This window comes from Streptomyces sp. NPDC096176 (assembly GCF_044763255.1).
Taxonomy (GTDB): Bacteria; Actinomycetota; Actinomycetes; order Streptomycetales; family Streptomycetaceae; genus Streptomyces.
In genome coordinates this window covers 363,392-388,733 of the sequence record NZ_JBIWFV010000007.1, presented here as the reverse complement: position 1 = coordinate 388,733, position 25,342 = coordinate 363,392, and the positions used below count along the sequence as shown (strand labels likewise).

General features: G+C 70.8%; 22 protein-coding genes and 2 pseudogenes. 15 read left to right on the top strand and 9 right to left on the bottom strand.

Annotated elements, in window-relative coordinates; translation table 11 throughout:
• Window positions 1-76 precede the first annotated feature (76 nt).
• From ACIQ7Q_RS22080 to ACIQ7Q_RS22060, 5 genes are all read left to right on the top strand, one after another.
• Window positions 77-877, top strand: a complete 801-nt coding sequence (locus ACIQ7Q_RS22080) for a LytR/AlgR family response regulator transcription factor (RefSeq protein ID WP_403864577.1) — start codon at window positions 77-79, stop codon at window positions 875-877.
• A gap of 149 nt (window positions 878-1,026) precedes the next feature.
• Complete coding sequence (locus ACIQ7Q_RS22075; RefSeq protein WP_403864574.1) at window positions 1,027-1,296, top strand: hypothetical protein; 270 nt, start codon at window positions 1,027-1,029, stop codon at window positions 1,294-1,296.
• Between the two features lie 115 nt (window positions 1,297-1,411).
• Window positions 1,412-1,792 carry a hypothetical protein gene (locus ACIQ7Q_RS22070; RefSeq protein WP_403864571.1) on the top strand — a complete coding sequence of 127 codons (381 nt, stop codon included), beginning with the start codon at window positions 1,412-1,414 and terminating at the stop codon, window positions 1,790-1,792.
• Window positions 1,793-1,814: 22 nt separating this feature from the next.
• Complete coding sequence (locus ACIQ7Q_RS22065) at window positions 1,815-3,548, top strand: cation acetate symporter (protein ID WP_403864569.1); 1,734 nt, start codon at window positions 1,815-1,817, stop codon at window positions 3,546-3,548.
• Window positions 3,549-3,606: 58 nt separating this feature from the next.
• On the top strand, window positions 3,607-4,821 hold the full coding sequence (locus ACIQ7Q_RS22060) for a sensor histidine kinase (RefSeq protein ID WP_403864566.1): 1,215 nt from the start codon (window positions 3,607-3,609) through the stop codon (window positions 4,819-4,821).
• A gap of 12 nt (window positions 4,822-4,833) precedes the next feature.
• Here the strand turns inward: ACIQ7Q_RS22060 and ACIQ7Q_RS22055 are convergent, their stop codons facing one another.
• Together ACIQ7Q_RS22055 and ACIQ7Q_RS22050 are read right to left on the bottom strand one after the other, a co-directional pair.
• Entirely contained in the window at window positions 4,834-5,349 is a 516-nt protein-coding gene (locus tag ACIQ7Q_RS22055; RefSeq protein ID WP_403864563.1) for a hypothetical protein, read from the bottom strand.
• A 79-nt stretch (window positions 5,350-5,428) separates the two neighbouring features.
• Window positions 5,429-6,052: a sigma-70 family RNA polymerase sigma factor gene (locus ACIQ7Q_RS22050; protein ID WP_403864560.1), complete on the bottom strand. Its 624-nt coding sequence runs from the start codon at window positions 6,050-6,052 to the stop codon at window positions 5,429-5,431.
• A gap of 273 nt (window positions 6,053-6,325) precedes the next feature.
• Between ACIQ7Q_RS22050 and ACIQ7Q_RS22045 the strand changes: the two genes are divergently transcribed.
• Window positions 6,326-7,528: a CapA family protein gene (locus ACIQ7Q_RS22045; protein ID WP_403864557.1), complete on the top strand. Its 1,203-nt coding sequence runs from the start codon at window positions 6,326-6,328 to the stop codon at window positions 7,526-7,528.
• 16 nt (window positions 7,529-7,544) lie between these two features.
• Here the strand turns inward: ACIQ7Q_RS22045 and ACIQ7Q_RS22040 are convergent.
• Window positions 7,545-8,005: pseudogene (locus ACIQ7Q_RS22040) on the bottom strand (universal stress protein).
• A 203-nt stretch (window positions 8,006-8,208) separates the two neighbouring features.
• Here ACIQ7Q_RS22040 and ACIQ7Q_RS22035 point away from each other — a divergent pair.
• On the top strand, window positions 8,209-9,048 hold the full coding sequence (locus tag ACIQ7Q_RS22035) for a polysaccharide deacetylase family protein (protein ID WP_403864554.1): 840 nt from the start codon (window positions 8,209-8,211) through the stop codon (window positions 9,046-9,048).
• A gap of 7 nt (window positions 9,049-9,055) precedes the next feature.
• On the opposite strand, the gene ACIQ7Q_RS22030 is transcribed toward ACIQ7Q_RS22035, so the two are convergent.
• Window positions 9,056-9,703: a class F sortase gene (locus ACIQ7Q_RS22030; protein WP_403864551.1), complete on the bottom strand. Its 648-nt coding sequence runs from the start codon at window positions 9,701-9,703 to the stop codon at window positions 9,056-9,058.
• A gap of 376 nt (window positions 9,704-10,079) precedes the next feature.
• Between ACIQ7Q_RS22030 and ACIQ7Q_RS22025 the strand changes: the two genes are divergently transcribed.
• Entirely contained in the window at window positions 10,080-11,162 is a 1,083-nt protein-coding gene (locus ACIQ7Q_RS22025) for a hypothetical protein (protein ID WP_403864548.1), read from the top strand.
• Window positions 11,163-11,314: 152 nt separating this feature from the next.
• On the opposite strand, the gene ACIQ7Q_RS22020 is transcribed toward ACIQ7Q_RS22025, so the two are convergent.
• Window positions 11,315-11,827 carry a hypothetical protein gene (locus ACIQ7Q_RS22020; RefSeq protein ID WP_403864545.1) on the bottom strand — a complete coding sequence of 171 codons (513 nt, stop codon included), beginning with the start codon at window positions 11,825-11,827 and terminating at the stop codon, window positions 11,315-11,317.
• 169 nt (window positions 11,828-11,996) lie between these two features.
• A complete protein-coding gene (locus ACIQ7Q_RS22015) occupies window positions 11,997-12,518 on the bottom strand; it encodes a MarR family winged helix-turn-helix transcriptional regulator (protein WP_403864542.1) in 522 nt (173 codons plus the stop codon).
• Window positions 12,519-12,594: 76 nt separating this feature from the next.
• Between ACIQ7Q_RS22015 and pip the strand changes: the two genes are divergently transcribed.
• From pip to ACIQ7Q_RS21995, 4 genes are all read left to right on the top strand, one after another.
• Window positions 12,595-13,557: a prolyl aminopeptidase gene (gene pip, locus ACIQ7Q_RS22010; RefSeq protein WP_403864539.1), complete on the top strand. Its 963-nt coding sequence runs from the start codon at window positions 12,595-12,597 to the stop codon at window positions 13,555-13,557.
• 216 nt (window positions 13,558-13,773) lie between these two features.
• Entirely contained in the window at window positions 13,774-14,754 is a 981-nt protein-coding gene (locus tag ACIQ7Q_RS22005; RefSeq protein WP_403864536.1) for an SCO0930 family lipoprotein, read from the top strand.
• Window positions 14,755-15,016: 262 nt separating this feature from the next.
• Window positions 15,017-15,826: an SAM-dependent methyltransferase gene (locus ACIQ7Q_RS22000; RefSeq protein ID WP_403864533.1), complete on the top strand. Its 810-nt coding sequence runs from the start codon at window positions 15,017-15,019 to the stop codon at window positions 15,824-15,826.
• Entirely contained in the window at window positions 15,823-17,985 is a 2,163-nt protein-coding gene (locus ACIQ7Q_RS21995; protein ID WP_403864530.1) for a putative bifunctional diguanylate cyclase/phosphodiesterase, read from the top strand. Before ACIQ7Q_RS22000 ends, ACIQ7Q_RS21995 begins: the two co-directional genes overlap by 4 nt.
• A gap of 2 nt (window positions 17,986-17,987) precedes the next feature.
• Here ACIQ7Q_RS21995 and ACIQ7Q_RS21990 read toward each other — a convergent pair whose 3' ends face one another.
• Complete coding sequence (locus ACIQ7Q_RS21990; protein WP_403864822.1) at window positions 17,988-18,875, bottom strand: LysR family transcriptional regulator; 888 nt, start codon at window positions 18,873-18,875, stop codon at window positions 17,988-17,990.
• A 95-nt stretch (window positions 18,876-18,970) separates the two neighbouring features.
• Here ACIQ7Q_RS21990 and ACIQ7Q_RS21985 point away from each other — a divergent pair, with 95 nt between their 5' ends.
• The 3 genes from ACIQ7Q_RS21985 to ACIQ7Q_RS21975 are packed head-to-tail and all read left to right on the top strand — an operon-like array spanning window position 18,971 to window position 22,459.
• Window positions 18,971-19,771, top strand: a complete 801-nt coding sequence (locus tag ACIQ7Q_RS21985) for a succinate dehydrogenase (protein ID WP_403864527.1) — start codon at window positions 18,971-18,973, stop codon at window positions 19,769-19,771.
• A gap of 1 nt (window position 19,772) precedes the next feature.
• Entirely contained in the window at window positions 19,773-21,716 is a 1,944-nt protein-coding gene (locus ACIQ7Q_RS21980) for a fumarate reductase/succinate dehydrogenase flavoprotein subunit (protein WP_403864524.1), read from the top strand.
• The gene (locus tag ACIQ7Q_RS21975) at window positions 21,713-22,459 is read left to right on the top strand and encodes a succinate dehydrogenase/fumarate reductase iron-sulfur subunit (RefSeq protein ID WP_403864521.1); all 747 of its coding nucleotides are present in this window, start codon (window positions 21,713-21,715) and stop codon (window positions 22,457-22,459) included. Before ACIQ7Q_RS21980 ends, ACIQ7Q_RS21975 begins: the two co-directional genes overlap by 4 nt.
• A gap of 345 nt (window positions 22,460-22,804) precedes the next feature.
• Here the strand turns inward: ACIQ7Q_RS21975 and ACIQ7Q_RS21970 are convergent, their stop codons facing one another.
• Together ACIQ7Q_RS21970 and ACIQ7Q_RS21965 are read right to left on the bottom strand one after the other, a co-directional pair.
• A complete protein-coding gene (locus tag ACIQ7Q_RS21970; RefSeq protein ID WP_403864518.1) occupies window positions 22,805-25,153 on the bottom strand; it encodes an ATP-binding cassette domain-containing protein in 2,349 nt (782 codons plus the stop codon).
• Window positions 25,154-25,181: 28 nt separating this feature from the next.
• Window positions 25,182-25,334: pseudogene (locus ACIQ7Q_RS21965) on the bottom strand (LLM class flavin-dependent oxidoreductase); the annotation flags it as partial.
• Window positions 25,335-25,342 lie beyond the last annotated feature (8 nt).

Genomic DNA, 25,342 nt, shown 5'->3' with positions numbered 1-25,342 from the left:
CCCGAGCGCAATCGCAAAGCCGGACGCCCGCACGAGGGCGGGTCGCACCGCCGTGAGAGGCCCTAAACTCCGCTGCATGCTGCGCGTACTGGCTGTCGACGACGAGAAACCGGCGCTCGAAGAACTGCTCTACCTCCTGCGTGCCGACGCACGGATCCGTAGCGCCGAGGGAGCGACGGACGCCACGGAGGCACTGCGCCGCATCGGCCGCGCCCTGGAGGCGGGGCCCGACAGCGAGGACGCCATCGACGTCGTCTTCCTCGACATCCACATGGCAGGGCTCACGGGGCTCGATGTCGCGAGGCTCCTCGCCGGCTTCGCCAGGCCGCCGCTGATCGTCTTCGTCACGGCGCACGAGGGCTTCGCGGTGCAGGCGTTCGACCTCAAGGCCGTCGACTACGTGCTCAAGCCCGTACGCGGGGAGCGGCTCGCGGAAGCCGTGCGCAGAGTGAGCGACCTCGTCGTCCCCGCGCGCGAACCACAGCGCGCCGACCCCCCGCCGCAGGTGCCCGGCGCCCCGCCTGCGGCCGCTGCAGGCGGGGGAGCGGAGCAGATACCCGTGGAACTGGGCGGCGTCACGCGGTTCGTACCGGTGGACGACATCACCTATGTCGAGGCGCAGGGCGACTACGCACGGCTCCACACGGCCGAGGGGAGCCACCTGGTCCGGATACCGCTGTCCACTCTGGAGGAGCGCTGGGCCTCCCGGGGGTTCGTGAGGATCCACCGCAGTCATCTGGTGGCGCTGGGACGCATCGACGAACTCCGGCTGGACGCAGGCGCGACGACCGTGCGGGTGGGCGACGCGGAACTCGCCGTCAGCCGACGCCACGCCCGTCAGCTGCGCGACCTGCTGATGAACCACGCCAGGGGCTGACCGACCGTTCGTCGGTCGCGGACGACCGCTCGTCGCCCGGCCGGGGCCGCGCGGCGACGCGGCCGTGCCGCTGGGCGAGGCGGCAGCCGACCCGGCGCCGGGGGGCCGGGCTCGGTCCTAACCTGGATCGTGCCGGGAGAAGGGGCCTGATGCACGACATCGAAGCACTGTTGGACGAGCTGCGCAGCCTTCCGGCGACCCGCCCGGCCGACGCCCGTGACCTCGAGGCGATCCTCGCAACGGCCAGAAGTGCCGCAGGCCGTTGGGCGGACGTGATCTACGAGATCCAGGAGTCGGCCAGGGGTCTGGTGGGACCGCGGGGTGAGGCCGCCCTGGAAGTCGCGTTCCGCAGGGCGGAGGAGTCGTACGTCGAGCTGGAGATCGCGCTGAGCGACTGCGCCCGGTACACGGGCCGCTGACCGCGCCCGGGAGACCGCGGCCGCCCGGTGCCCCTCGTCTCTACCGTCGGTAATCGCTCCTGCGTAGACTCCACCACCTCCCCGAGTTCGCCGAGAGACGCTGGAGCGGACGACGATGTCTGCAGATCAAGCCCCACGCCGCGAGGTGGTCACCGGAGTGCCGCGCGGCACCCGGCGCCCGCCCGGTCATGCCCCGGCCCGCTCGGAGATCAGCGAGCAGACCACGCTCGGCACCACCTATGTCCGCTCTCTGATGCGCAGCCAGCTGCGGGCCGCCCTCTACGCACTCGGCACGCTCGCCCTGCTCGTCGGTTCGCTGCCGCTGCTCTTCGCGGTCCCGGCCGCGCTCGGCGGCTCACCCGGCTCGCCCGAACCGTTCGTCTGGGCCGCTCTCGGTATCGCCGTCTACCCGGTGATGTGGCTGACCGCCCGCTGGTACGTGCGCCGGGCCGAACGGAACGAGCGCGACTTCACCAGGCTCGTCGAAGGACGCTGAGGGTGCCGCCGGGAGACGCCACGTGAACCAGACCTACGCGGTGACGGCTGTCACCGTGGTGGTGCTCGCCACCGTGCTCGTCGGCGCGCTCGGCCTGCGCATATCCCGCACGACCTCCGACTTCTACGTCGCCTCCCGCACGGTCAAACCAGGTCTCAACGCCGCGGCCATCAGCGGCGAGTACCTGTCCGCCGCGTCGTTCCTGGGCATCGCGGGACTGGTGCTCCTGCAGGGTCCGGACATGCTCTGGTATCCGGTCGGCTACACCGCCGGCTACCTCGTCCTGCTGGTGCTGGTCGCCGCTCCGCTCCGGCGCTCCGGGGCGTACACCCTGTCCGACTTCGCGGAGGCCAGGCTGGAGTCGGCGCGGGTGCGCAGGCTCGCGAGCTTGTTCGTGGTCGGCATCGGCTGGCTGTACCTGCTGCCGCAACTGCAGGGCGCGGGTCTGACGCTGCAGATCCTCACGGGCGCCCCGGACTGGGTCGGCAGCGTCGTCGTGGCCGTCGTCGTCACGGGGGCGGTCGCCGCCGGCGGTATGCGCAGCATCACCTTCGTCCAGGCCTTCCAGTACTGGCTGAAGCTCACCGCCCTGCTCGTACCGGCACTGTTCCTCGTCGCGGCCTGGCTCGGCGACGACGCCCCGCGCGCCCGTTTCGACGCGCCCGCCGTCTTCCAGAAGCACACGGAGGTCCGCGTCGACGACACCGTCCGCGTGGACCTCGACGCTCCGCTGACGCTCACCGTCTCCGGCTCGGTCGACGGCATCCGCCACCATGAGCGGCCCGTCGCGCTCGACGAAGGCACCCACCGCATCGAGGCCGGCACGACCCTGCGCTTCCCCGAGGGCGCCGAAGTGCCGCAGCGGACAACGGCGGGCACCGATCCGCTCAGCTGGTCGCAGCCGCTGTCGGGCGGCCGGGACGGCCATCAGCTGTACGCGACGTACGGTCTGATCCTCGCCACGTTCCTCGGCACCATGGGACTTCCGCATGTCGCCGTCCGCTTCTACACCAGCCCGAACGGGCGAGCCGCCCGCCGTACCACCCTGGTGGTGCTCGGCCTGATCGGCGCGTTCTACCTGCTCCCGCCGGTCTACGGCGCGCTCGGACGGATCTACGCCCCCGAACTCGCCCTGACCGGCGCCGCCGACGCCGCCGTCCTGATACTGCCGGAACGGATCGTCGGCGGGCTCGCCGGCGAACTGCTCGGCGCGCTCCTCGCCGGGGGCGCGTTCGCCGCTTTCCTGTCCACCGCTTCCGGGCTCACCATGTCGGTGGCCGGCGTGATCACCCAGGACGTGCTGCCCTCGCGCGGCGTACGGCACTTCCGACTGGCGACCCTGTTCGCCATGGCCGCGCCGCTCGCGCTGAGCGCGGTGGCGACCAATGTGCCGGTCGCCGACGCGGTCGGACTGGCCTTCGCCGTCTCCGCCTCGTCGTTCTGTCCGCTGCTGATTCTCGGCATCTGGTGGCGCGGGCTCACCCCGCCCGGGGCGGCCGCCGGCCTCGTCGTCGGCGGCGGCGCGGCACTGACCGCGGTGATGGCGACGCGCACCGGGCTCGCGCCGGTGGGCTGGGCGCACACGCTGATGGCCTGGCCCGCGGTCTGGTCGGTGCCGCTCGGATTCCTGACCATGGTGGCCGCGTCCCTGGCCACCCCGCGCCACATACCCGCCGGCGCGGCAGCCACCCTGGCCCGGCTGCATCTGCCGGAGGACCTCGTCGGCCGGCCGCAGCACGAAGGAGCACCGCGATGACGGGCCACCACGACGACCGGCCGAGCGGCGCCGCGACGACCGGCGATGGAGTACCGCGATGACCGGCACCGGAGTGGCCGCGCTGGCCGCGGCGGGGGTCGTCCTGCTGGCCGTCGGCATGGTGCTCGGCCGGATGACGGCCGGCCGTGGCGCACGACCCGACCTGGATCTCGGCACGCCTGTGGAACGCGCCACCTTCCACACGCTGCACACCGCCTCTCTCGCCGCTCCGCCACTGCGCGCGGGCCTCACGCAGGACACGGCCCGCAAGGCCGCCCGCCGGCTGCGTTCCCTGCTCGGCACGGAGGCGCTCTGCCTCACCGACCGCGAAGCGGTGCTCGCCTGGGACGGCCCCGGCGCGGAGCGCCACCGGCAGCAGGTGATGGCGCTCGTTGCCGAGATGCTCGACTCCGGGCGCAGTCAGAGCGTCCATTCCGAGTGCGACGACCTGGACTGCCCGCTGCGCTGGGTCGTCATCGCTCCCCTGACCGGCGAGGAAGGTGTGCTGGGGGCCCTGGTCGCCTACGGGTCACGGGAGTCGGCAGTCCTCGTGCGGGCCGCCACCGAGGTGGCCCGCTGGGTCTCCGTACAGCTGGAACTGGCCGAGCTCGACCGGTCCCGCACCGCCCTGATCGAGGCTGAGATCCGGGCCCTGCGTGCGCAGATCTCCCCGCACTTCATCTTCAACTCGCTCGCCGCGATCGCGTCGTTCGTGCGCACCGACCCCGAGCACGCCCGTGAACTCCTTCTCGAGTTCGCCGACTTCACGCGCTACTCCTTCCGGCGGCACGGCGAGTTCACCCAGCTCGCCGACGAACTGCGCTCCATCGAGCAGTATCTGGCGCTCGCCGGGGCCCGTTTCGGCGACCGACTGAAAGTCACGCTCCAGGTCGCCCCCGAGGTCCTGCCGGTGGCCCTGCCGTTCCTGTGCCTCCAGCCTCTCGTCGAGAACGCCGTCAAGCACGGGCTCGAGGACTCGAGGAACGAGTGCCGTGTCACGATCGCCGCCCAGGACGCGGGCGCGGAGGCGATGGTGACCATCGAGGACGACGGTGTGGGGATGGACCCGGACGTCCTGCGCGGCATCCTCGCGGGGGAGCGCAGCACTTCGTCGGGCATCGGGCTGAGCAACGTCGACGAGCGACTGCGACAGGTGTACGGGGACGACTACGGGCTGGTCATCGAGACGGCCGTCGGCGCGGGTATGAAGATAACCGTCCGTGTCCCCAAGTACCGGGCGGGAGTCCATTCGTCGGCGGGACCGCGCACCTGAGGTGCCCGGCGTTCACCACAGGTGGGTGGCCAGGTGGCCGAGCGGCAGCCCCAGCTCCCACGCGGGTGTCCACACCTGGGCGGCTTCGTCGACGGCCGGTTCCGGGACGTGGGCCGGGTGCCACGGTTCGAGATCGCCCAGGTCGGTGGCGAGCAGGTGGGTGTCCCGTAGCCGACGCCATGCCTCAGAGGCGAGCGTCAGGTCGGGATCCTCGCCGCCCTGCCGCACCCGCTCCGCCCTGGCGGCGAGTTGTCGCTGCACCCACTGCGGCCACGGATGCCCGTACGACGTCACCGTCAGCCAGTGGTCGATGCGCGCAGCGGTGCGGATGCCGGCGTGGGGGTCCGTTCCGTCGCACAGATGGATGGTGAGCGCGAGAGTCTGCCGGCCGGCCCGGAATTCGAGCGAGCCGCTGTCGACCAGGGCGCCGTTGCGCATCATCTCGTCGGCCGTGTACTCCGCGCAGAGCCATGCCATGGGGACCGCGAGCCCGCCTCCGCTGGTTCCGTTCGTACTCTCGGGCTGCACTCTCCTCCACCCTCTCCCGTACGCCTGCGTCTCGACCACGAGCCTCCACCGACAAACACGGCCGGCGGCGCGTCTTTGCTCAACTGGCGCGTGACGTTTCGCATACGGTCGCCCGGTGGTCGTGACCCCTGGGGGAGGCGCTCATCACCGGTGTGCCCGGGGCGGAGGTGGCGGTGCGCCGGCTGTAGCCCGGCAGGCAGCGGGCGAGGGCGCGCAGCGCGTAGTGCGAGCGCGACTTGACGGTGCCCGGCGGAATGCCGAGGGCCTGGGCGGCCTCGTTCACGCTCAGACCGTGGAAGTAGATCTGGACGAGTACGGCGCGATGCTCGGGACTCAGTGACCCCACTGCCGCGCGCACATCGAGCGCGGCGACCGCGCTCTCCGTGACATCCGCGGGGTCGGGCGTGGTGGCGAGCACGCCGTCGCCGATCTCCGTGGGGCGGGCCAGGCGCGAGCGCCGGGCGTCGATCGCGAGTCTGCGCCCCACGGTGAAGAGCCAGGGGCGCATGGACTCGTAGGGGGCGTCGAAGGCCTCCGGGTGCTGCCAGGCCCGCACCAGCGTCTCCTGCACCAGGTCCTCGGCGCGCTGCTGGTCCCCGTATGTCAGCCCGAGCAGAAAGCTCAGCAGCGCGGGCCCGTGTTCGCGCTGCAGATCCGCCAAGGTCCGCTCGTCGGTCGTCGCGGTCGCGGTCGCCGTCGCCATTGCCCACACCCTTCTCCGCAGAGGCCTGCTGCCACGTGGCGTATACGAACGCATCCCGGCGCGCGGCGACAGACGGCGTACCGCTGTCGTCGACGAACGGTCGCACCGAGCGGCGAGTGGTGCGGTGAACGGTCAACCGGCCCGGCCGGCCCGATCGGAATGCACAGGTCCGTTGCGGTGACCGCACCGGCTCGGTCGCTTGACTCGGCGGAGCCCGCACCTATGGATTCGATAGACATGCCGTTAATCACGCAAATGGGAGGTGCGTCGACGATGACGCACACGCGACGCGCGCCACGGACCACGGTGGCTGTCTGTGCTGTGCTGCTCGCAGGAGCGGCGGGCTGCGCCGGACTGCAGGACCCGGACCACCGCGCCGCACACGGGAAGGGCTCCAGCGGCATCGCGCCCCCCGCCGCAGGCGCCGCATCCGCCCCGCGCGGCTTCACGCTCGTGGCCAGCGGGGACGTGATCCCGCACAGCTCGGTCATCAACCAGGCTGCCGAGGCCGGACGCGGCCACGGCTACGACTTCCGCCCCATGCTCGCCGCCGTCGGCCCCGTCGTCTCCAGCGCGGACATCGCCGTCTGCCACATGGAGACCGTCTACGGAGCGAACGGCGAGTACACCGGCTTCCCCCTCTTCAAGTCGCCGCCCGAGATCGCCGAAGCGCTCGCCTCGGTCGGCTACGACTCCTGCTCCACCGCCTCCAACCACACCCTCGACGACGGAAACGCGGGGGTGTGGCGCACCTTGGACGCCCTGGACCGCGCCGGCGTCAAGCACGTCGGTTCCGCCCGCACCCCCGAGGAGGCCGAGCGGCCCGCCTGGCTCACCGCCCAAGGCGCCAGGGTGGCCCAACTCGCCTACACCTACGGCATCAACGGCTACCGGGTGCCCGCGGACCCGCCCTGGACCGTGAATCTCATCGACGAGCGGCAGATCATCGACGACGCCCGCGCCGCGCGGAGCGCCGGGGCCGATGTGGTCGTCGTCAGCCTCCACTGGGGCACCGAGTGGCAGACCGCCCCCGACCAGCAGCAGCTGGACCTCGGCCGGTCGCTCACCGCCTCCACCACCGCCGGACGCCCCGACATCGACCTGATCCTCGGCACCCACGCCCACGTTCCGCAGGCGTACGAGAAGGTCAACGGCACGTGGATCGTCTACGGTATGGGCGACCAGATCGCCGGCGCCATGATCAACCACCTCGGCGAACAGGACCCGCGCGGCAACGAGAGCTCCATCGCCCGCTTCACCTTCGCCCCACCCGCCACGATCAACGGCCGCTGGGAGGTCACGAAGGCCGAGTACATCCCGCAGTGGATGGACACGGTCGCGGGCCGCGTCGTCAACCTGCCGGACGCGATCCGCCGCGAGGGCGCGCGCGACGACTACGTCACCGCCCGCACGGCGATCAGCGACACCGTCCTCAGCCGCGGCGCGGCAGAGGACGGCCTGACCATGGGGCGCTGAGAGCGCCGGCCACCGATCACGGGACGACGGTCACCGGCCACCGCCCGCCCTTCACCAGCCGGACCGCGACCGATCCGACGATCCGATGCCCGGCCGACTCGGAGGCACCCACCACCACGGCGTCCGCCTTGAGTTCGTCGGCCGCGGTGACCAGCCCGGAGTAGGGGTCGCCGCGGAAGGTGTGGAACTCCCAGCGCACGTCCCAAATGCCCCTGACCCGCTCGGCCGCCGCCCGGATCTCCGCGACCAGTTCCTCGGCGATCTCTCCCGTCGTGTCGGCGACCGGCACACCGAGGGCAGCGCCTGCGGGCATCACCGGCTGCACATAGACGATCGCGAGCAGGGCGTTCTGCCGCCGGCGAGACCGCTCGCGTATGCCGCGGCCCGCAGGGACGAGTCGGAGCCGTCCACGCCGACGACGATCACCTTCGGGCCGTCCGTGCCCCGTTCGAACCGGTGCGGCGAGTGTTCTGTCACACGAAAAGGCTATCCGCTCAATGCTGCCCGCCCGCCGCCCGCCGCCCGCCGCCCGCCGCCCGCCGCCCGCCGCCCGCCGGCCGGCGGCCCCGCACCGCAACGAGTCGCGCCGCCCGCCCCGGCACTGCTCCCATCGGGTGTTTTCCTCCGCGGAACCGGTGTTGATGAGACTGTGCCCGCAGCGGTCGTGCGAGCAGTTGGCCATGAAAGAGGATCAGCTGCTTCCCGGCCGCCGCTCGGTGTTCCGCATCGCCGCCTGCCTCGGCGCCGCCGCTTTCGGAGGCATGCTCGTCGGCGAACGTGCCGAGACCCCCGGACGTGCCCCTGCCGCCCCCGCGCCGGCCGCGGGCCCGCAGTCAGCCGCCCGCCCGCCGCAGGCCGCTTCCTACCGGCTGCGGCCCATGACGGCGTACGCGCCGCCCGCACGGCAACGCGCCACACCGCCGGTGCGCAAGCAGCCCATCCTCGAGGTCCCCGCCAGGGGCCGCACCATGGTCCTCACCTTCGACGACGGGCCGGACCCCCGCTACACACCGGACGTCCTCGGCATCCTGCGCAAGCACGACGTGCGGGCCATGTTCTTCGTCTGCGGCGAGATGGCCACCGCCCACCGCGATCTGCTGCGGGAGATGGCGGGGGACGGCCATGTGGTGGGCAACCACACGTGGTCCCACCCGCTGATCCCCAAGCTGTCGCTGTCCGGGATCAACGACGAATTGGGCCGTACGAGCGAGGTGATCGGGGAGGCGGTGGGCGAACCGCCGCTGTGGTACCGCGCCCCTTACGGTGCCTGGAACCGGCGCTCGTTCGAGATCGGCGCCCGGCTCGGCATGGAGCCGCTCGGATGGACCGTCGACACTCTCGACTGGACGACTCCCGGCACCGGCACCATCGTCCGGCGGGTGCTCAAAGGTGCGGCACCGGGAGTGATCGTCCTGTCGCACGACGCGGGCGGCAACCGGTCGCAGAGCGTCGCGGCGCTGCGAAGATACCTGCCGAAGCTGCTCGACAAGGGCTACCAGATCACCGTGCCCCGCCGTTGACCGTCGCTCAGACGACCTTGACCATGCGGGCGAAGACGACCACGTTGCCGTCGTACCCGCCCGCCTTGGAGTAGCCACCGCCGCACGTGATCACGCGCAGCTCCGGCTGGCCGGTGTCGGCGTACACCCGTACCCCGGGGAAGTCGTTCTTGGCGAAGACCTCGACCCCGTACACCTCGAAGACGGCGACGCGGCCGTCGAAGCGGGGCACGTCGATGAGGTGGCCCGTCTTGACGGAACCGAGGCCGTAGAAGACGGCGGGGCCGGCCTGGTTGTCGACGTGCCCCACGATGACGGCGGTGCCGCGCTGACCCGGGGACACCCCGTTCTGGTACCAGCCCGCGAGGTTGGGGTCGTGCGGCGGCGGCGCCTCCACCCAGCCCTCCGGGTCCAGTCCCACGTTCACCATCGGGGCGTCCACCTTGAGGGACGGGATGCGCACCCGCGCCGCCGGGGCGTAGGGCAGCGGCTCCAGCGGTACGGGAAGGAACGTCTCGCCCACCCTCCCGTGGGATGCGGCGGCAGCCGGCTGCGGCGGACCGAGGCCCACATCCACACCGTTCCTCACCATGGCAAGCCCGGTGAGCATGACAAGAGCCAGTACCCCCCAGGGCGAGCGTCTCCGCGTCTGAGAGCCGTACCTGTCCTGGCCCATGGTTCTCCCTTCGCGCATTTGTGGGCACGCTATGCGCGGTGCGCAAGTCCTGCGAGGGGGGAAGCGCGAACGGGTGGCAGGGGTGGCGGGTGCTGGCCCATCCGAGCATTTCGGCTGATAAAAACTCTGATGGTCTGTGACCTGCGACTCCGTCAGCAATGAGCTGCCCGGTCGGCGTGTCGCCTCACCGGGGTGGACCAAGCCCGAAATGCGTCGAACGCGTCACCCAGTGATGGTTCGTCATGGAAGACGTACTCGTCGAATATCCCGGAGCGCCGCTTTGGGGCGTCTTCCTTCTGGAGGTTCAACGATGCGTGCCTCACGCGCTCTCGCAGCGACGGTGACCGCCTGCGCGGCCGTCGGACTATGCGCTCCCATGGCGGTCGCCGGCGGCAGCAGCGGCCCCCGGAACGTCCGAGTCAGCCCGTCTTCCGTATTTCAGGGCGGCATCCTGACCATCCACGTCGACGGATGCCGCCGCGGCGGCATCGTCAGTTCCAACGCTTTCCCGGACGCGTCGCTCTCCCCCATCGGCGACCGGGGCTTCTACGGTCCCGGCGGTGTCCGGGCCGACGACGGTGGTTCTGGCGGCAACGGCAGTGATGGTGGCGGCCGCGGGGGCAACGGTGGTGACGGCGGGGGCAACGGGGGTGACAGGGGCGACAGTAACGGTGGGGGCAATGGTGGTGTTGGCGGTGACCGGGGTGACAGCAACGGTGGTGTTGGCGGTGACCGCGGTGACAACAACGGCGGCGGCAACGGAGGCGACCGCGGCGACAACAACGGCGGCGGCAACGGAGGCGACCGCGGCGACAACAACGGCGGCGGCAATGGCGGCAATGGCGGGGTTGGCGGTGACCGGGGTGACAACAACGGCGGCGGCAATGGAGGCGACCGCGGCGACAACAACGGCGGCGGCAATGGAGGCAATGGCGGGGTTGGCGGTGACCGGGGTGACAACAACGGTGGTGGCGGCAACGGTGGCGACCGGGGCGACAACCACGGCGACAACCGAGGTGACAACCGAGGTGACAACCGCGGCGACAACGGCGACCGGGGCGGAAATGGTGGTGACCGAGGCGGCAACGACCGCGACAGGGGCAATGACCGCGACAGGGGCAATGACCGCGACCGGGGCAATGACCGCGACCGCGGGAACGGCGGCTTCGGCGGGGACGGCGCTTTCAGGGGCTCCGACGAGTCGGTTGCCACGGCCCGCGTGCGGAACAACGCGACTCCCGGCAACTACAGCCTGACCGTCAGGTGCCACGACAGTTCGCAGACCGCCAGGGCCTCGTTCAGGGTGCTCCGTGGTCGCGGAGCGGAGGGTGGTCTCGGTGGCTCCATCGGTCCGACCAAGGCCGAGATGGCGATCGGTGCGGGTCTGGTCGCCACGGCGGCCGTCGGCGGCAGCCTGTTCATCGTGCGCCGCCGTCGCACGATCGGAGAGGAGGCCTGACCGGCCGAACCTCCCGACCGGCCGGTCACCCGAACGGCCGCAAACGCCCGTCGCCCCGAATCCTCGTCAGGACTCGGGGCGACGGGCGGTCGGTGCGGGGTGCGGAGCGGGTGGCGCCGTCGACGGGTGGGGCAGCAGGGCCTGCGCGCCCATCAGTGCTGGCGGTTGGACGACCGCCTGCGGATGACGACCACGGTCGCGGTGGCGGCTGCCGCGACGAGAGCGCCACCGGCGGCGATCTCTGCCGCGTTCAGCTGCTTGAAGCTGCCGCCCACACCGCCGCGAACACCCTGAGGCGGGGTGGTCGTGGTCGATCGGGCGGAGGGGGCTGCGGTCCCGCCGGCGATGGTGAGGTCGATGGTCCCGACCCGGCCGATGCAGTTGAACTGCACCGAGTACACGGCGCCCGGACTGGCGTCCCAGTCGACGGTGGCTGTGGCCGAGCCGTTGCGGGGGATGGTGACGGTGTCGAAGACACCGGAGGTGACCGTGGTACTGCTGGGGCAGCCGCCCGCGGTCAGAGTGATGCGCCCGCCCGCGGCGACGGTAGAGGGCGTGACGTCGAAGTCGTACGGTGTGTTGTTCACGGCCGAGGCCGATGGGGCCGTCAGTGCGAGTGCGGCCGCTCCGAGCAGAGCGGCGGATGCGGCACGTATCGCGCGCATGGTCGTCCTCCGGTCCCGAGGAGCAGTCGCGGAACGATTTCCGCTGGGGTCGGAAAATGCACCTCGATCACCGAAACGCTAAGAGCGGCTCCGGTCACCCGCGATTGCTGTAGGGCAAACGGGTCATCTTTCTGATCCAGCCAGGTGAACCTGCCGCAAGGGTGTTACATCAGGTGCGGCGGCGGATGAGATCGGGCGCCGCGTCGGAGATCCGCTGGAGCATCGAACGTTGCTGCAGGGCTGCGAGAGCCTCGCCGACCAGTTCGCTCAGCGGGTACGCGAGCTCCGCCTCGAGGGCGGTGGCCGCCGCCGCGGTCGCCTGCCACTCGGCGTCCAGCGCGGGAAGCAGTGCCTCGGCCTTCGCGGTGAGGGACGCGATGCGCCTGCGTCCGTCGCTGCCGGGACCGACGGTGGCGAGTCCTTCCTGGACGAGCTGGGCGACCGTCTGGCTTGCCGCCGAATGGGTCACGCCGGTCGCCCCTGCCAGGTCCTGGATGGAGCTCGGGCCTTCGGCTGCCAGGGTTCGCAGAACCGGTACGTAGCGGGGGCGCATTCCTTCGAGGCCGAGTCCGTCGTGGACGGTCGCGACATCCGCCTCGAGGAGTGAGAGCAGGAGGCGCAGGCGGGTGCCGAGCAATTCGGGGCCTGGGCCGGCGGTGTGGGGGCCGGGGTCGGTGCTCGTGGAAGGCATACGCGTAATGTAACAGCACTGTTGTATCTGCCCGGAGAGCCGGCGTGGCAGATCGGACCCCCCAAAGGACATCGCCATGGCAGAGCTGTACCCGCCGATCGAGCCGCACGAGCAGGGGAAGCTCGACGTGGGCGACGGAAACCTCGTCCACTGGGAGGTCTGCGGCAACCCGGAGGGCAAGCCCGCGCTCGTCGTCCACGGCGGGCCCGGTTCCGGCTGCAGCCCCCGTATGCGCCGGTACTTCGACCCGGATGCCTACCGGGTCGTGCTGTTCGACCAGCGTGGCTGCGGACGGAGCACCCCACACGCGGCCGACCCGGCCGCCGACATGAGCGTCAACACCACGGAACATCTGCTCGCCGACATGGAGCGGCTGCGCGAGCACCTCGGGATCGAGTGCTGGCTCCTCTACGGTGGCTCGTGGGGGTCCACGCTGCTGCTGGCGTACGCGGAACGCCATCCGCAGCGGGTCTCGGAGACAGTCGTCAACGGCGTGACCACTACACGGCGACGGGAGATCGACTGGCTCTACCGGGGAGTGGGCCGCTTCTTTCCGGAGCAGTGGGACCGTTTCCGCGCCGGCGTACCGGAGGCGGGGAGTGCCGGCGACCTTGTCGCCGCCTACGCGCGCCGCATGGAAAGCCCCGACCGGGCGGTACGCGAGAATGCGGCCGACGAGTGGTGCCGCTGGGAGGACGCCGTACTGTCCCTGGAGCCGAACGGCGGGCCGGACCCCTACAGCGGCAGGCCCTCGGACGCGCGGCTCGCCCTGGTGCGGATCACCGCGCACTACTTCGCGCACGGGGCATGGCTGGAGGAGGGGGCACTGCTGCGCGATGCGGGGCGGCTGAAGGGAATTCCGGGAGTGCTCTTCCATGGCCGTCTCGACCTCAGTTCACCGCTCGAGACCGCGTGGGAACTCAGCCGCATCTGGACCGACGCGGAACTGGTGGTCGTGGACGACTCCGGGCACAAGGGAAGCGCCACGATGCGCGAGCGGGTGCTCGGCGCTCTGGAACGGTTCCGGTACGTCCATTGACTGGAGTGCTCCATGGGGCAGTTGAGATCCGGCCAATTCTGCGGCCGCTCCTCCGGGTGAGTTCATCCGGGGGAAGCAGGATTTCGACCCTTAGCGGTCGCGACGCCGAAGATTTTTTCAAACACGTTGAACACCCGTCGCCCTCCCGTCCGTACCTAGGGCCATGAACGGCGCTCCCAGGCGCCGGAACCAGTTGGATGAACTACGGGAGTGGACATGAACACCTGGCGGAACGCCTCGCTCGCGGTGACTGCGGCGGCCGTACTCGCGCTGACGACGGCGTGCGGTCAGGAAAACGGCACCGAAACCCCCAACGGCCAGGCGGTCGGCGCCGCCAACCCCGCACAGCCCGGCAACGGTTACGGCTCGGACGCCGGTTACGGCTCCGAAGCGGGCGGCGAGGCGGCGGCCGCCAAGCCCGCGGGGCAGCTCGCGGTCTGGGAGAGCAAAGACCTCGGCGAGGTCCTCGCCGACAGCGAAGGGCTCACCCTCTACCGCTTCGACAAGGACACCGCCAAGCCGCCGAAGTCGAATTGCGAAGGTGACTGCGCCAAGGCGTGGCCCATCGTGGCCGCGGGCGGAGCCAATGCCGCCCCCGGCGTTGACCCGTCACTGATCGGCGAGGTCACGAGGGCGGACGGCACGAAGCAGCTCACCATCGACGGCTGGCCGATGTACCGCTACGCCAAGGACACGAAGGCGGGCGACGTCAAGGGCCAGGGTGTCGGCGGGACTTGGTACGCAGCGGCCCCCGACGGCAAGAAGGCCGCGCCCGGCGCGGCCGGGGAGGCCGGCGAGGAAGCGGGCGGCGACGAGGGCGCGGAGCCCGCCGATCTGGCCGGTCTGTCGGTGCGCAAGGACCCCAAGCTCGGTGAGATCGTGGTCGACAAGAACGGCATGACCGTCTATCGCTTCATGAAGGACTCCGCCTGGCCGATGAAGACGGCCTGCACAGGAGACTGCCTCAAGAAGTGGCCGGTCGTGGAGCCCGTCGACAAGAACGACACCGTCGGAATCCTCAAGAAGGGCTTCGTCACCTTCGACCGGCCCGACGGGATCGAGCAGCAGACCATCGACTGCTGGCCGATCTACACCTTCGCGGGCGACGCCAAGCCGGGTGACACCAACGGCCAGGGCGTCGGCGGCACCTGGTACGTCGTCTCGCCGGAGGGCAAGCCGGTCGGAGCGCCCAAGTAGTCCCCACGCTGCGCCTCCGGCAGGCGTCGGCCCGCCTCACGCCACTGCGCGTGACGGCGGGCCCGACGCATGTGCGGCGGGGGTATGCCGGGAGGGCGTGACGCAGGCGGATGACGGCGGCTCGTGACGACCACGTGTGACCAAGAACGGACCGCGAATTTCCGTTTGGGGTCGCCCTCTTGGCGGGCGATCAGTAGCCTCGGCTCGAACGCCGGCCATGGCCATGGCCGAACTCCCCCGTGGCGACTAGTTGGAGACATCGATGGAGCGTCCGGCCTGGGCCCCGCAAGGCATCGACATATCGGTGCCAAGTGTGTCCCGCATCTACGACTTCTACCTGGGCGGTTCGCACAATTTCGAGGTCGACAGGGAGGCCGCGCGCAAGGCCATGGAGTTCCTGCCGGGACTCCCCAAGATCATGCAGGCGAACCGTGCCTTCATGCGCCGGGCGGTCAATTACGCGGTGGCGGAGGGCGTCACTCAGTTCCTCGACATCGGCTCGGGCATTCCGACGTTCGGGAATGTCCACGAAGTCGCCCGCAAGGCCGCTCCCGAGGCCCGGTCGCTCTACGTCGACCACGACCCCGTGGCGGTCGCCCACAGCCGCGCCGTACTCGAAGGCGACGAGCAGTCGGGCGTCGTCGCCGCCGATCTGCGCAAGCCGCGCCAGATATTCGAGAGCCCCGAGGCCGCGCTGCTCGACCTGGAACGGCCCGTGGCGCTGCTCCTCGTCGCCGTACTGCACTTCCTCGAGGACGAGGACGACCCCCGGGCGGCGGTGGCCGAACTGCGCGACGCGCTGGCCCCCGGCAGCCTGATCCTCCTCACCCACGCCTCCTACGAGGGCATCCCGGTGCCGGCCGAACGGGCGGGCGGGGCGGTCGAGGTCTACCGCGACATCCGCACCCCGCTGGTGATGCGCTCGCGCGAGGAGATCGCAACGTTCTTCGACGGGTTCACGATGGTCGAACCGGGCCTGGTGTCCATGCCGCGCTGGCGGCCCGACGGGCCCGTCGACCAGGAGGACCCCTTCGCCTTCTCCGGCTTCGCCGGGGTGGGGCGCAAGGCGTGAAGCAGACGTCACAGGCGGCCGCGGCCACGGGCGACCAGAACGCCCTGGACGACCGGATCAGGCGGTTCGCGACGATCTGGAGCCGGGCCATCTTCCCGGCCACGGCCACGTCGATGACCCGCCCCGAGTTCGAACAGCATCTGCTGCCTCTGGCGCGCGAGTTGAGCGAGGCGCTGCACGCGCGCCCGTTCACCACCCAGCCCGCCCACGGTGTGGGGGCCGCACTGGTCCGCGCGCACTGCACCGACCCGGACGCGCTCAGCCGCACGCTCGGAGTCGTCGACGCGTATCTGGTGCTGTACTGCGGCGACCCGGAGGAGACCACTGAGGAGCACCGGGCACGCTGCGCACGGCTGCAGCACGCACTCGCCGCGGGCTTCGCCCAGGCGCTGCGGGAGCGCACGCTGGCCGAGCAGGAGTCGATCGCCCGCTCGTCGCTGCTGGCACGCAGTGAGGCGCTGCAGGCCATGCACGCCACGGAGGCTCGCTTCCGGGCGGTCTTCGAGGGCGCCGCGATCGGCATCGGGATCGCCGATCTCGAGGGCAACGTGCTCGAGGTCAACGACACCCTGACCCAGATGTTCGGCGGACTCGAGAACCACGTCCGCGGCCGCAAGGTCACCGACTGGGCGCACCCCGAGGACCGGCCGCACGTGTGGGAGCTCTACCGGGAGCTGGTGAACGGGGAGCGCGAGCACTACCGTGTCGAGAAGCCCTTCTACCGCAACGACGGCACCGCCCTGTGGACCAATCTGACCGTCTCCCTGCTGCGCGACGCCGACGGCCAACCGCAGTACCAGCTGGCGCTGTTTGAGGACACCACGGAGCGCCGGCTGCTCAATCTTCGGCTGCGGTACGAGGCCACGCACGACGCACTGACCGGCCTGCCCAACCGCACCCTTTTCTTCGAGCGTCTGGAGAAGGCGGTCGGCGCGGGGAACGGTGCCCGTTTCGGGCTGTGCTATCTCGACCTCGACGGGTTCAAGGCCATCAACGACAGCCTCGGCCACGCCACCGGCGACCGGCTGCTGGTGGAGGTCGCTGACCGGCTGCAGAGCTGCGCCACCGCGCCGGGCGAGATGGTCGCCCGCCTCGGCGGCGACGAGTTCGTCGCGCTGACCACCGGACCCGACACCCAGCGCGAGGTCGACGAGCTCGCCTCGCGCATCCTCGGCGCCCTGGCCACGCCGATCTGTGTGGACGGGCGGGAGTTCACGGTGCGCGGCAGTATCGGCATCGTCGAGGGACCGGCCGGCGAGCGCACCGGCGCCGAGGTGCTGCGCAGCGCCGACATCACCATGTACCGGGCCAAGTCGGCGGGCGGCAACCGCTACGAGCTGGCCGACCCGGAGGCCGACGCCCGGGTCATCACACGGCACGGGCTGACCAACGCGCTGCCCGCGGCCCTGGAGCGCGGTGAGTTCTTCATCGAGTACCAGCCGCTGGTGCATCTCGGGGACGGCAGTGTGCACGGCGCCGAGGCGCTGGTGCGCTGGTGCCATCCGCAGCACGGGGTGCTCGGGCCCGACCGGTTCATACCGCTCGCGGAGCGCACCGGGCTCATCGTGCCGCTGGGGCGCTGGGTGTTGGAAGAGGCCGTGCGCCAGGCCCGGTTCTGGAGGAAGCGGCATTCCGACGGCGGGCCGCTGCGGATCAACGTCAACCTCTCGCCCGCCCAGCTTCAGCATCCTGGGCTGGTGACCGACACCGTCGAAGTCCTCGAGCGGTCGGGCCTCGAGCCGGGCGCGCTGTGCCTGGAGGTCACTGAGTCGGCACTCATCGGCGCCGACGAGGACCTGCTCAAGCCGCTGCGGCAACTGGCGGAGATGGGCGTGGACATCGCGCTCGACGACTTCGGCACGGGGTACTCCAACCTCGCCAACCTGCGGCGGCTGCCGGTGAGCGTGCTCAAGCTGGACCGCTCCTTCACCCAGGGCATGCAGCGCCACCCGGCCGATCCCGTCGACCTCAAGATCGTCGAGGGCATCGTCTCGCTGGCGCACAGCTTGGAACTCGCCGTCACGGTGGAGGGCGTGGAGACCGGCGCACAGGCCGAACAACTGCGTGAGATCGGCTGCGACACCGCTCAGGGCTGGTACTACGCGAGGCCCGGCGCTCCGGACCGGATCCACACGCTGGTCCTGGCCGACGCGGTCTGACGTCAGGGTGCCGCCCGCGCGGTCAGCAGCATGCGCTGCAGCTCGCGGGCGGCACGGGGCGGGGCGACGTCGCTGCGGTGTGCGAGGGCGATGGTGCGGCGCAGCCCGGGGCGGGCGAGCGGGGTGACCCGCAGATCGCCGCCGGCCCGCTCCGCGACCATGCTGGGCACGACGGCGATGCCGAGGCCCGCCCGTACGAAGCCCAGTACGGCGTCCATCTCGCCGCCCTCCACCGTGAACGAGGGCTCGAAACCCTCGGCGCGGCAGGCCGCCACGGTCAGCTCCCGCAGGTCGTAGCCGTGCCGGAACATCACCAGCGGTTGGCCCGTGAGGTCGGCGATCCGCACCGGGCTGCGCGGGGGCTGCGAACCGGGGGAGGACACCACGACGAGGTCCTCCTGGAGCAGTTCGACCGTGGTGAGCGCGGGCGCAGGTGTCGGCAGCGGAAGAACGACCAGCGCCAGGTCGAGGGAGCCGCGCGCCAGCTCCCGTACGAGATCGTGGGAGCCGGACTCCTCGATCAGCAGCTCGATCCCCGGATGCCGGTCGTGGAAGGCGCGCAGCACTTCCGGCAGCAGGCCCGTGCACAGACTCGGGGTGGCGCCCAGCCGCACCCGGCCGCGGCGCAGCTGGGCCAGTTCCTGGACCTCGCGACGGGCAGTGTCGGTGTCGGCGAGGATGCGGCGGGCCAGCGGCAGCAGGGCCTCGCCGGCGTCGGTGAGGGCGATGTTGCCGCGCGCCCTGCCGAACAGATCCGCACCCAGCTCCTTCTCCAGCGCCCGGATCTGCTGGGAGAGGGAGGGCTGGGAGACATGGACGCGCTCGGCGGCGCGGGTGAAGTGGCGCGTCTCCGCCACGGCGACGAAGTAGAGGAGCTGTTGGAACTGCATGGCGCCCATTTTAGGAAGCGTCATAGGCAGAGTCTATGAAGATGAGCAGGATCATGTCTTGGACCTCTGGACGGGTGCGCCCTAGCGTCGATCGCATGGCTCTGGCAACGAGGACGGACCGGAATCCGTCCAGGACGGTCCAGCACCCGTCCAAGAGGGACCGGCAACCCAAGAGGGACCGGCAATCCAAGAGGGACCGGCAACCCAAGAGGGACCGGCAGGTGTCCGTTCCGCGACTGTTCTGGCGGTCCACCGTCGGCAAGAAGACGGTCATGGCAGTCAGCGGTCTGATCATGCTCGGCTATCTCGTCGCCCACATGATGGGCAACCTCAAGATCTTCTTCGGGGCGGACGAGTTCAACGCCTACGGCCATTGGCTGCGCACCATGGGCGCCCCCGTGCTGCACTACTCGTGGGGGCTGTGGCTTGTGCGCGTGGTACTGCTCCTCGCGGTGGTCGGCCATGCGGTCTCCGCCTACCAGCTCAGCCGGCGCGACATCAAGGCGCGCCCGGCCAAGTACGTTCACAAACGGCCGCGTTCGAGCTACGCCACCCGGACCATGCGCTGGGGCGGCGTCATCGTCGGGCTCTTCGTCGTCTGGCACCTGCTGGACCTGACGACGCTCACCGTGAACGAGAACGCCCAGGCCGGCCACCCGTACGAGAACGTCGTCGCCACGTTCTCGACCTGGTACGGCAACGCCGTCTACATCGTCGCGATGCTCGCCGTCGGACTGCACATCCGCCACGGCTTCTGGAGCGCCGCGCAGACCCTCGGGGTGGGCAGTGCCACCCGCGAGCGCATTCTCAGGGCCGCCGCCAATGGGCTGGCGCTCGTGCTGACGGCCGGTTTCGTCTCCGTGCCCGTCGCCGTCATGACCGGATGGGTGAGCTGACATGCACCACGACTACGCGGAGTTCGAGATCGGCGCCCCGATCGCCGACACGAAGGCACCCGACGGGCCGATCGCGGAACGCTGGGACAGGCGCCGCTTCGAGGCGAAGCTGGTCAACCCCGCCAACCGCCGCAAGCACACCGTCATCGTGGTGGGCACCGGCCTCGCCGGCGGTGCGGTCGGCGCCACGCTCGCCGAACAGGGCTACCACGTCGAGCAGTTCTGCTACCAGGACTCCCCACGGCGCGCCCACTCCATCGCCGCCCAGGGCGGGATCAACGCCGCCAAGAACTACCGCAACGACGGCGACTCCGTGCACCGCCTCTTCTACGACACCGTCAAGGGCGGCGACTTCCGCGCCCGCGAGTCCAACGTCCACCGCCTCGCCCAGATCTCCGTCGAGATCATCGACCAGTGTGTCGCCCAGGGCGTACCGTTCGCCCGCGAGTACGGCGGACTGCTCGACACCCGGTCCTTCGGCGGCGTCCAGGTCTCCCGCACCTTCTACGCCCGCGGCCAGACCGGCCAGCAGCTCCTCCTCGGCGCCTACCAGGCACTCTCCCGCCAGATCGCCGCCGGCACCGTCACGATGCACGCCCGCACCGAGATGCTCGACCTGATCGTCGTCGACGGGCGCGCCCGCGGCATCGTCGCCCGCGACCTGATCACGGGCGAGATCTCCACGTACTTCGCCGACGCGGTCGTGCTCGCCACCGGCGGCTACGGCAATGTCTTCTACCTGTCGACGAACGCCATGAACTCCAACGCCACCGCCGTCTGGCGCGCCCACCGGCGCGGTGCCTGGTTCGCCAACCCCTGCTTCACCCAGATCCACCCCACCTGCATCCCGCGCACCGGCGACCATCAGTCCAAGCTGACCCTCATGAGCGAGTCGCTGCGCAACGACGGCCGTATCTGGGTGCCGAAGGCCCGCGGCGACGCCCGGCCGCCGAACGAGATCCCCGAGAACGAGCGCGACTACTACCTCGAGCGCATCTACCCCTCCTTCGGCAACCTCGTGCCACGCGACATCGCCTCCCGCGCAGCGAAGAACGTCTGCGACGAGGGCTGCGGCGTCGGCCCCGGCGGTCAGGGCGTCTACCTGGACTTCGCCGACGCCATCGCGCGGATGGGCCGGGCCGAGGTCGAGGAGAAGTACGGCAACCTCTTCGAGATGTACGAACGGATCACCGCGGAGAACCCGTACGAGGTCCCGATGCGCATCTACCCGGCCGTGCACTACACGATGGGCGGACTGTGGGTCGACTACGACCTGCAGACCACCGTTCCCGGTCTCTTCGCCATCGGCGAGGCCAACTTCTCCGACCACGGCGCCAACCGCCTCGGCGCCTCAGCGCTGATGCAGGGCCTGGCCGACGGGTACTTCGTCCTGCCGGCCACCATCAACGACTATCTCGCGCGCGGCGGCTTCGGCTCCGTCGACGCCTCGCATCCCGAGGTCGTCGAGGCCGTCGCGGAGACCGAGGACCGGCTGAATCTGCTCCTCGCCGTCGACGGCGACCGCACGCCCGACTCCTTCCATCGGGAGATCGGCGAACTGCTGTGGGAGTTCTGCGGAATGGCCCGCAGCGACACGGGGCTGCGCAAGGCGCTCGCCCGGATCCCGCAGCTCCGCGAGGAGTTCTGGCGGCGCATCAAGGTCCCCGGCACCGGCAAGGAGTTCAACCAGTCGCTGGAGAAGGCCAATCGCATCGTCGACTACCTCGAGCTCGCCGAGCTCATGTGCCTCGACGCCCTGCACCGCTGGGAGTCCTGCGGCGGCCACTTCCGCGAGGAATCCCAGACCGCCGACGGCGAAGCCGCCCGCCGGGACGAAGAGTTCGGCTACGCCGCCGCTTGGGAGTTCACGGGCTTCGCACCGGTATTGCACAAGGAAGACCTCGTCTTCGAGTACGTCCACCCCACCCAGCGGAGCTACACATGAAGCTCGAACTGCGCGTCTGGCGCCAGCAGAACGCCGACGCCCCCGGCGCCATGGCCACCTACATCGTCGACGGTATCTCTTCCGACATGTCGTTCCTGGAGATGCTCGACACCCTCAACGAGGACCTCATCCTGCGGGGCGAGGAGCCGGTCGCCTTCGACCACGACTGCCGCGAGGGCATCTGCGGCGCCTGCTCGCTGGTCATCAACGGTGAAGCCCACGGCCCGGAGCGCACCACGACCTGCCAGCTCCACATGCGCTCCTTCCGCGACGGCGACACCCTCGACATCGAGCCGTGGCGGGCAGCCGCCTTCCCCGTCGTGAAGGATCTGGTCGTCGACCGCTCCGCCTTCGACCGGATCATCCAGGCCGGCGGCTACATCAGCGCCCCCACCGGCTCGGCCCCCGACGCGCACGCCGCCCCGGTCCCCAAGGCGGACGCCGAGGCGGCCTTCGAGCACGCCGAGTGCATCGGTTGCGGGGCGTGCGTCGCGGCCTGCCCCAACGGCTCGGCGATGCTCTTCACCTCCGCGAAGGTCAACCACCTCAATGTGTTGCCCCAGGGAGCACCCGAGCGCGAGACCCGTGTGCTCGACATGGTCGCCACCATGGACGACGAGGGCTTCGGCGGATGCACCCTCACCGGGGAGTGCGCGACCGCGTGCCCCAAGGGCATCCCGCTGCCGTCGATCGCGGCAATGAACCGGGAGTGGCTGCGGGCGACCCGCAAGGCCAAGCGGTAGCGGGGGAGGAGCCGTCCGGGCCGGGCTCGGTCAGGGGGCGGCGACCGTCCGGGCCGGGCGCGGTCCGTGGGCGTGCGTCCGACCCGGCTCGGGTCCGGTGGCGGCGACCGGTCGGTCGCATGTCGGCACCGTAGAGGGTCGCGTAGTCCGGACGACGACCCTCGAGGCGGGCAAGAGCGCGTGGACCTGCTCGACGAAGCCCTCGAGGTCCATCACCTCGTCACGCCGCGGCGGCTCGCTCAGCGGCCGCTCGAAGTTGGCCCGGTGGACCGGGACGAACGTCGCGGGGCCGCCGAGTGCGCCGAGCAGCCGCGGCAGACAGAAATCGGCACCGCCCCCGGACGATCAGCCTCCGTCGCCCGAGAGCGCCCTGGCCAGATACGGAGCCGTGTGGCTGCCCAGCGCGCGTGCCACCTCGGCCGGGGGGCCGGCCGCGACGATCCGGCCGCCCTCGTCGCCCCCTCCGGGGCCCAGATCGATCACCCAGTCCGCGCCCGCCACCACGTCCATGTCGTGCTCGACCACCACTACCGTGTGGCCGGCGTCCACCAGCCCGTGCAACTGGCGCATCAGCACCTCGACATCGGCCGGGTGCAACCCCGTCGTCGGCTCGTCCAGCACGTACAGCGTGTGACCGCGGCGCAGCCGCTGAAGCTCCGTCGCCAGTTTGATGCGCTGCGCCTCGCCGCCCGACAATTCCGTCGCGGGCTGGCCGAGCCGCAGATAGCCGAGGCCCACGTCAAGCAGCGCGCGCAGGCTGCGCGCTGCCGCCGGCACGTCGGTGAAGAAGTCCGCTGCCGCCTCAACCGTCAGGTCGAGTACCTCTGCGATGTTCAGGCCCTCGTGGCGGACCTGAAGCGTCTCCTCGTTGTAGCGGGCGCCGCCGCAGTCCGGACAGGGCGCGTACGTGCTGGGCAGGAACAACAGCTCCACGGAGATGAAGCCCTCGCCCTGACAGGTCTCGCACCGGCCGCCGGCCACGTTGAAGGAGAAGCGGCCCGCCTTGTAGCCACGCTCGCGCGCCTCCCCGGAGGCGGCGAAGATCTTGCGGACCACGTCGAACAGCCCCGTGTACGTGGCGAGGTTGGAGCGCGGGGTGCGGCCGATCGGTTTCTGGTCCACCCTCACCAGGCGTTCCACCCCTGGCAGTTCCGCGGTCACTGATCCGACCAGCGTCGACTTCCCGGAGCCCGAGACACCCGTCACCGCGGTGAGCACGGAAAGGGGCAGCCTGGTGGTGAGCGCGCGCAGGTTGTGGCGGGTGACCGGCCCGAGGGTCAGGTGGCCGGACGGTACACGCGGGGTCCGCGCGGTGGGCGGTCCGGCGTCCAGAAGGAAGCGGCGGGTCGCCGATTCGGCCACCTGGGCGAGCTGCTCAGGGGGGCCGCTGTGCAGCACCCGCCCGCCGTGTTCGCCTGCGAGCGGCCCCACGTCGACGAGCCAGTCCGCGTGCCGGACCACGCCGAGGTGGTGCTCCACCACGAAGACCGAGTTGCCGCCCGCCTTGAGCCTGTCGAGGACGACCAGCAGGGCCTCGGTGTCGGCCGGGTGCAGCCCTGCCGACGGCTCGTCGAGGACGTACACGACACCGAACAGCCCTGAGCGCAGATGGGTCGCCAGCCGCAGCCGCTGCAACTCGCCGCTGGAGAGCGTGGGGGTGGCCCGGTCCAGGCTCAGATAGCCGAGGCCCAGATCGGTCACCGTGGCGATACGCGCCAGCAGGTCCGCGGTCAGCACCCGAGCCGTCTCGCCACCCGCCGCTTCCTCCAGCACCGCGGCGAGCGCGGTCAGCGGCAGCGCGGCCAGCTCGGCGATCGTACGACCCGCGAAGGCCACCGCCATCGCCTCCGGCCGCAGTCTGCTGCCGCCGCACAGCGGACACGGCTCGCTGGTCAGGAACCGCTCGGCCCTGGCGCGCAGCGTCGCGCTCTTGGAGTCCGCGAACGTGTGCAGCACATAGCGCCGTGCGCTCATGTACGTGCCCTGGTAGGGGCGTTGGATGCGGCCCGCCTCACGTACCGGATGTACCGTGACGACCGGCTGCTCGTCGGTGAACAGGATCCAGTCCCTGTCTTTCTGCTCCAGCTCCCGCCACGGCCGGTCCACGTCGTGGCCGAGTGCGTCCAGCACGTCGCGCAGGTTCTTGCCCTGCCATGCGCCGGGCCAGGCCGCGATCGCGCCCTCGCGGATCGACAGCGACGGGTCGGGCACCAGCAGCTCCTCCGTGGTGCTGTGCACGCGGCCCAGGCCGTGGCATCGGGGGCAGGCGCCGGCGGCCGTGTTCGGTGAGAAGGCGTCCGAGTCGAGCCGCGGAGCGCCGTCGGGGTAGTCGCCTGCCCGAGAGAACAGCATGCGCAGCGAGTTGGAGAGGGTGGTGACCGTGCCGACGGAGGACCGCGAGGTGGGGGAGGAGCGGCGCTGTTCCAGGGAGACCGCCGGAGGCAGACCGGTGATCTCGCCGACCTTGGGCGCGCCCACCTGGTGGATCAGCCTGCGAGCGTACGGTGCGACGGACTCGAAGTAGCGGCGCTGCGCCTCGGCGTAGATGGTGCCGAAGGCCAGGGAGGACTTACCGGAGCCGGAAACGCCCGTGAACACGACCAGGGCGTCGCGCGGAATGTCGACGTCGACCCCGCGCAGGTTGTGCTCCCGGGCGCCGCGGACGCGCACGTAAGGGTCGTGGGGATTGTGCATAAGGGACGATTCTAGATGTCGGCGCTGGTCAGGCCTCATCGGTGGGGAGTCCGGCGATGCGGGCGAGGCGCCTGAGACAGTCCAGCAGCGCCGCACGGTCGTACGTACTCGTCGTGACCAGCACCTCGTCGGCGCCGCTCTCCTTGACCACCGTCTCCAGCGCGTCGGCGACCTGCTCCTCGACCCGGA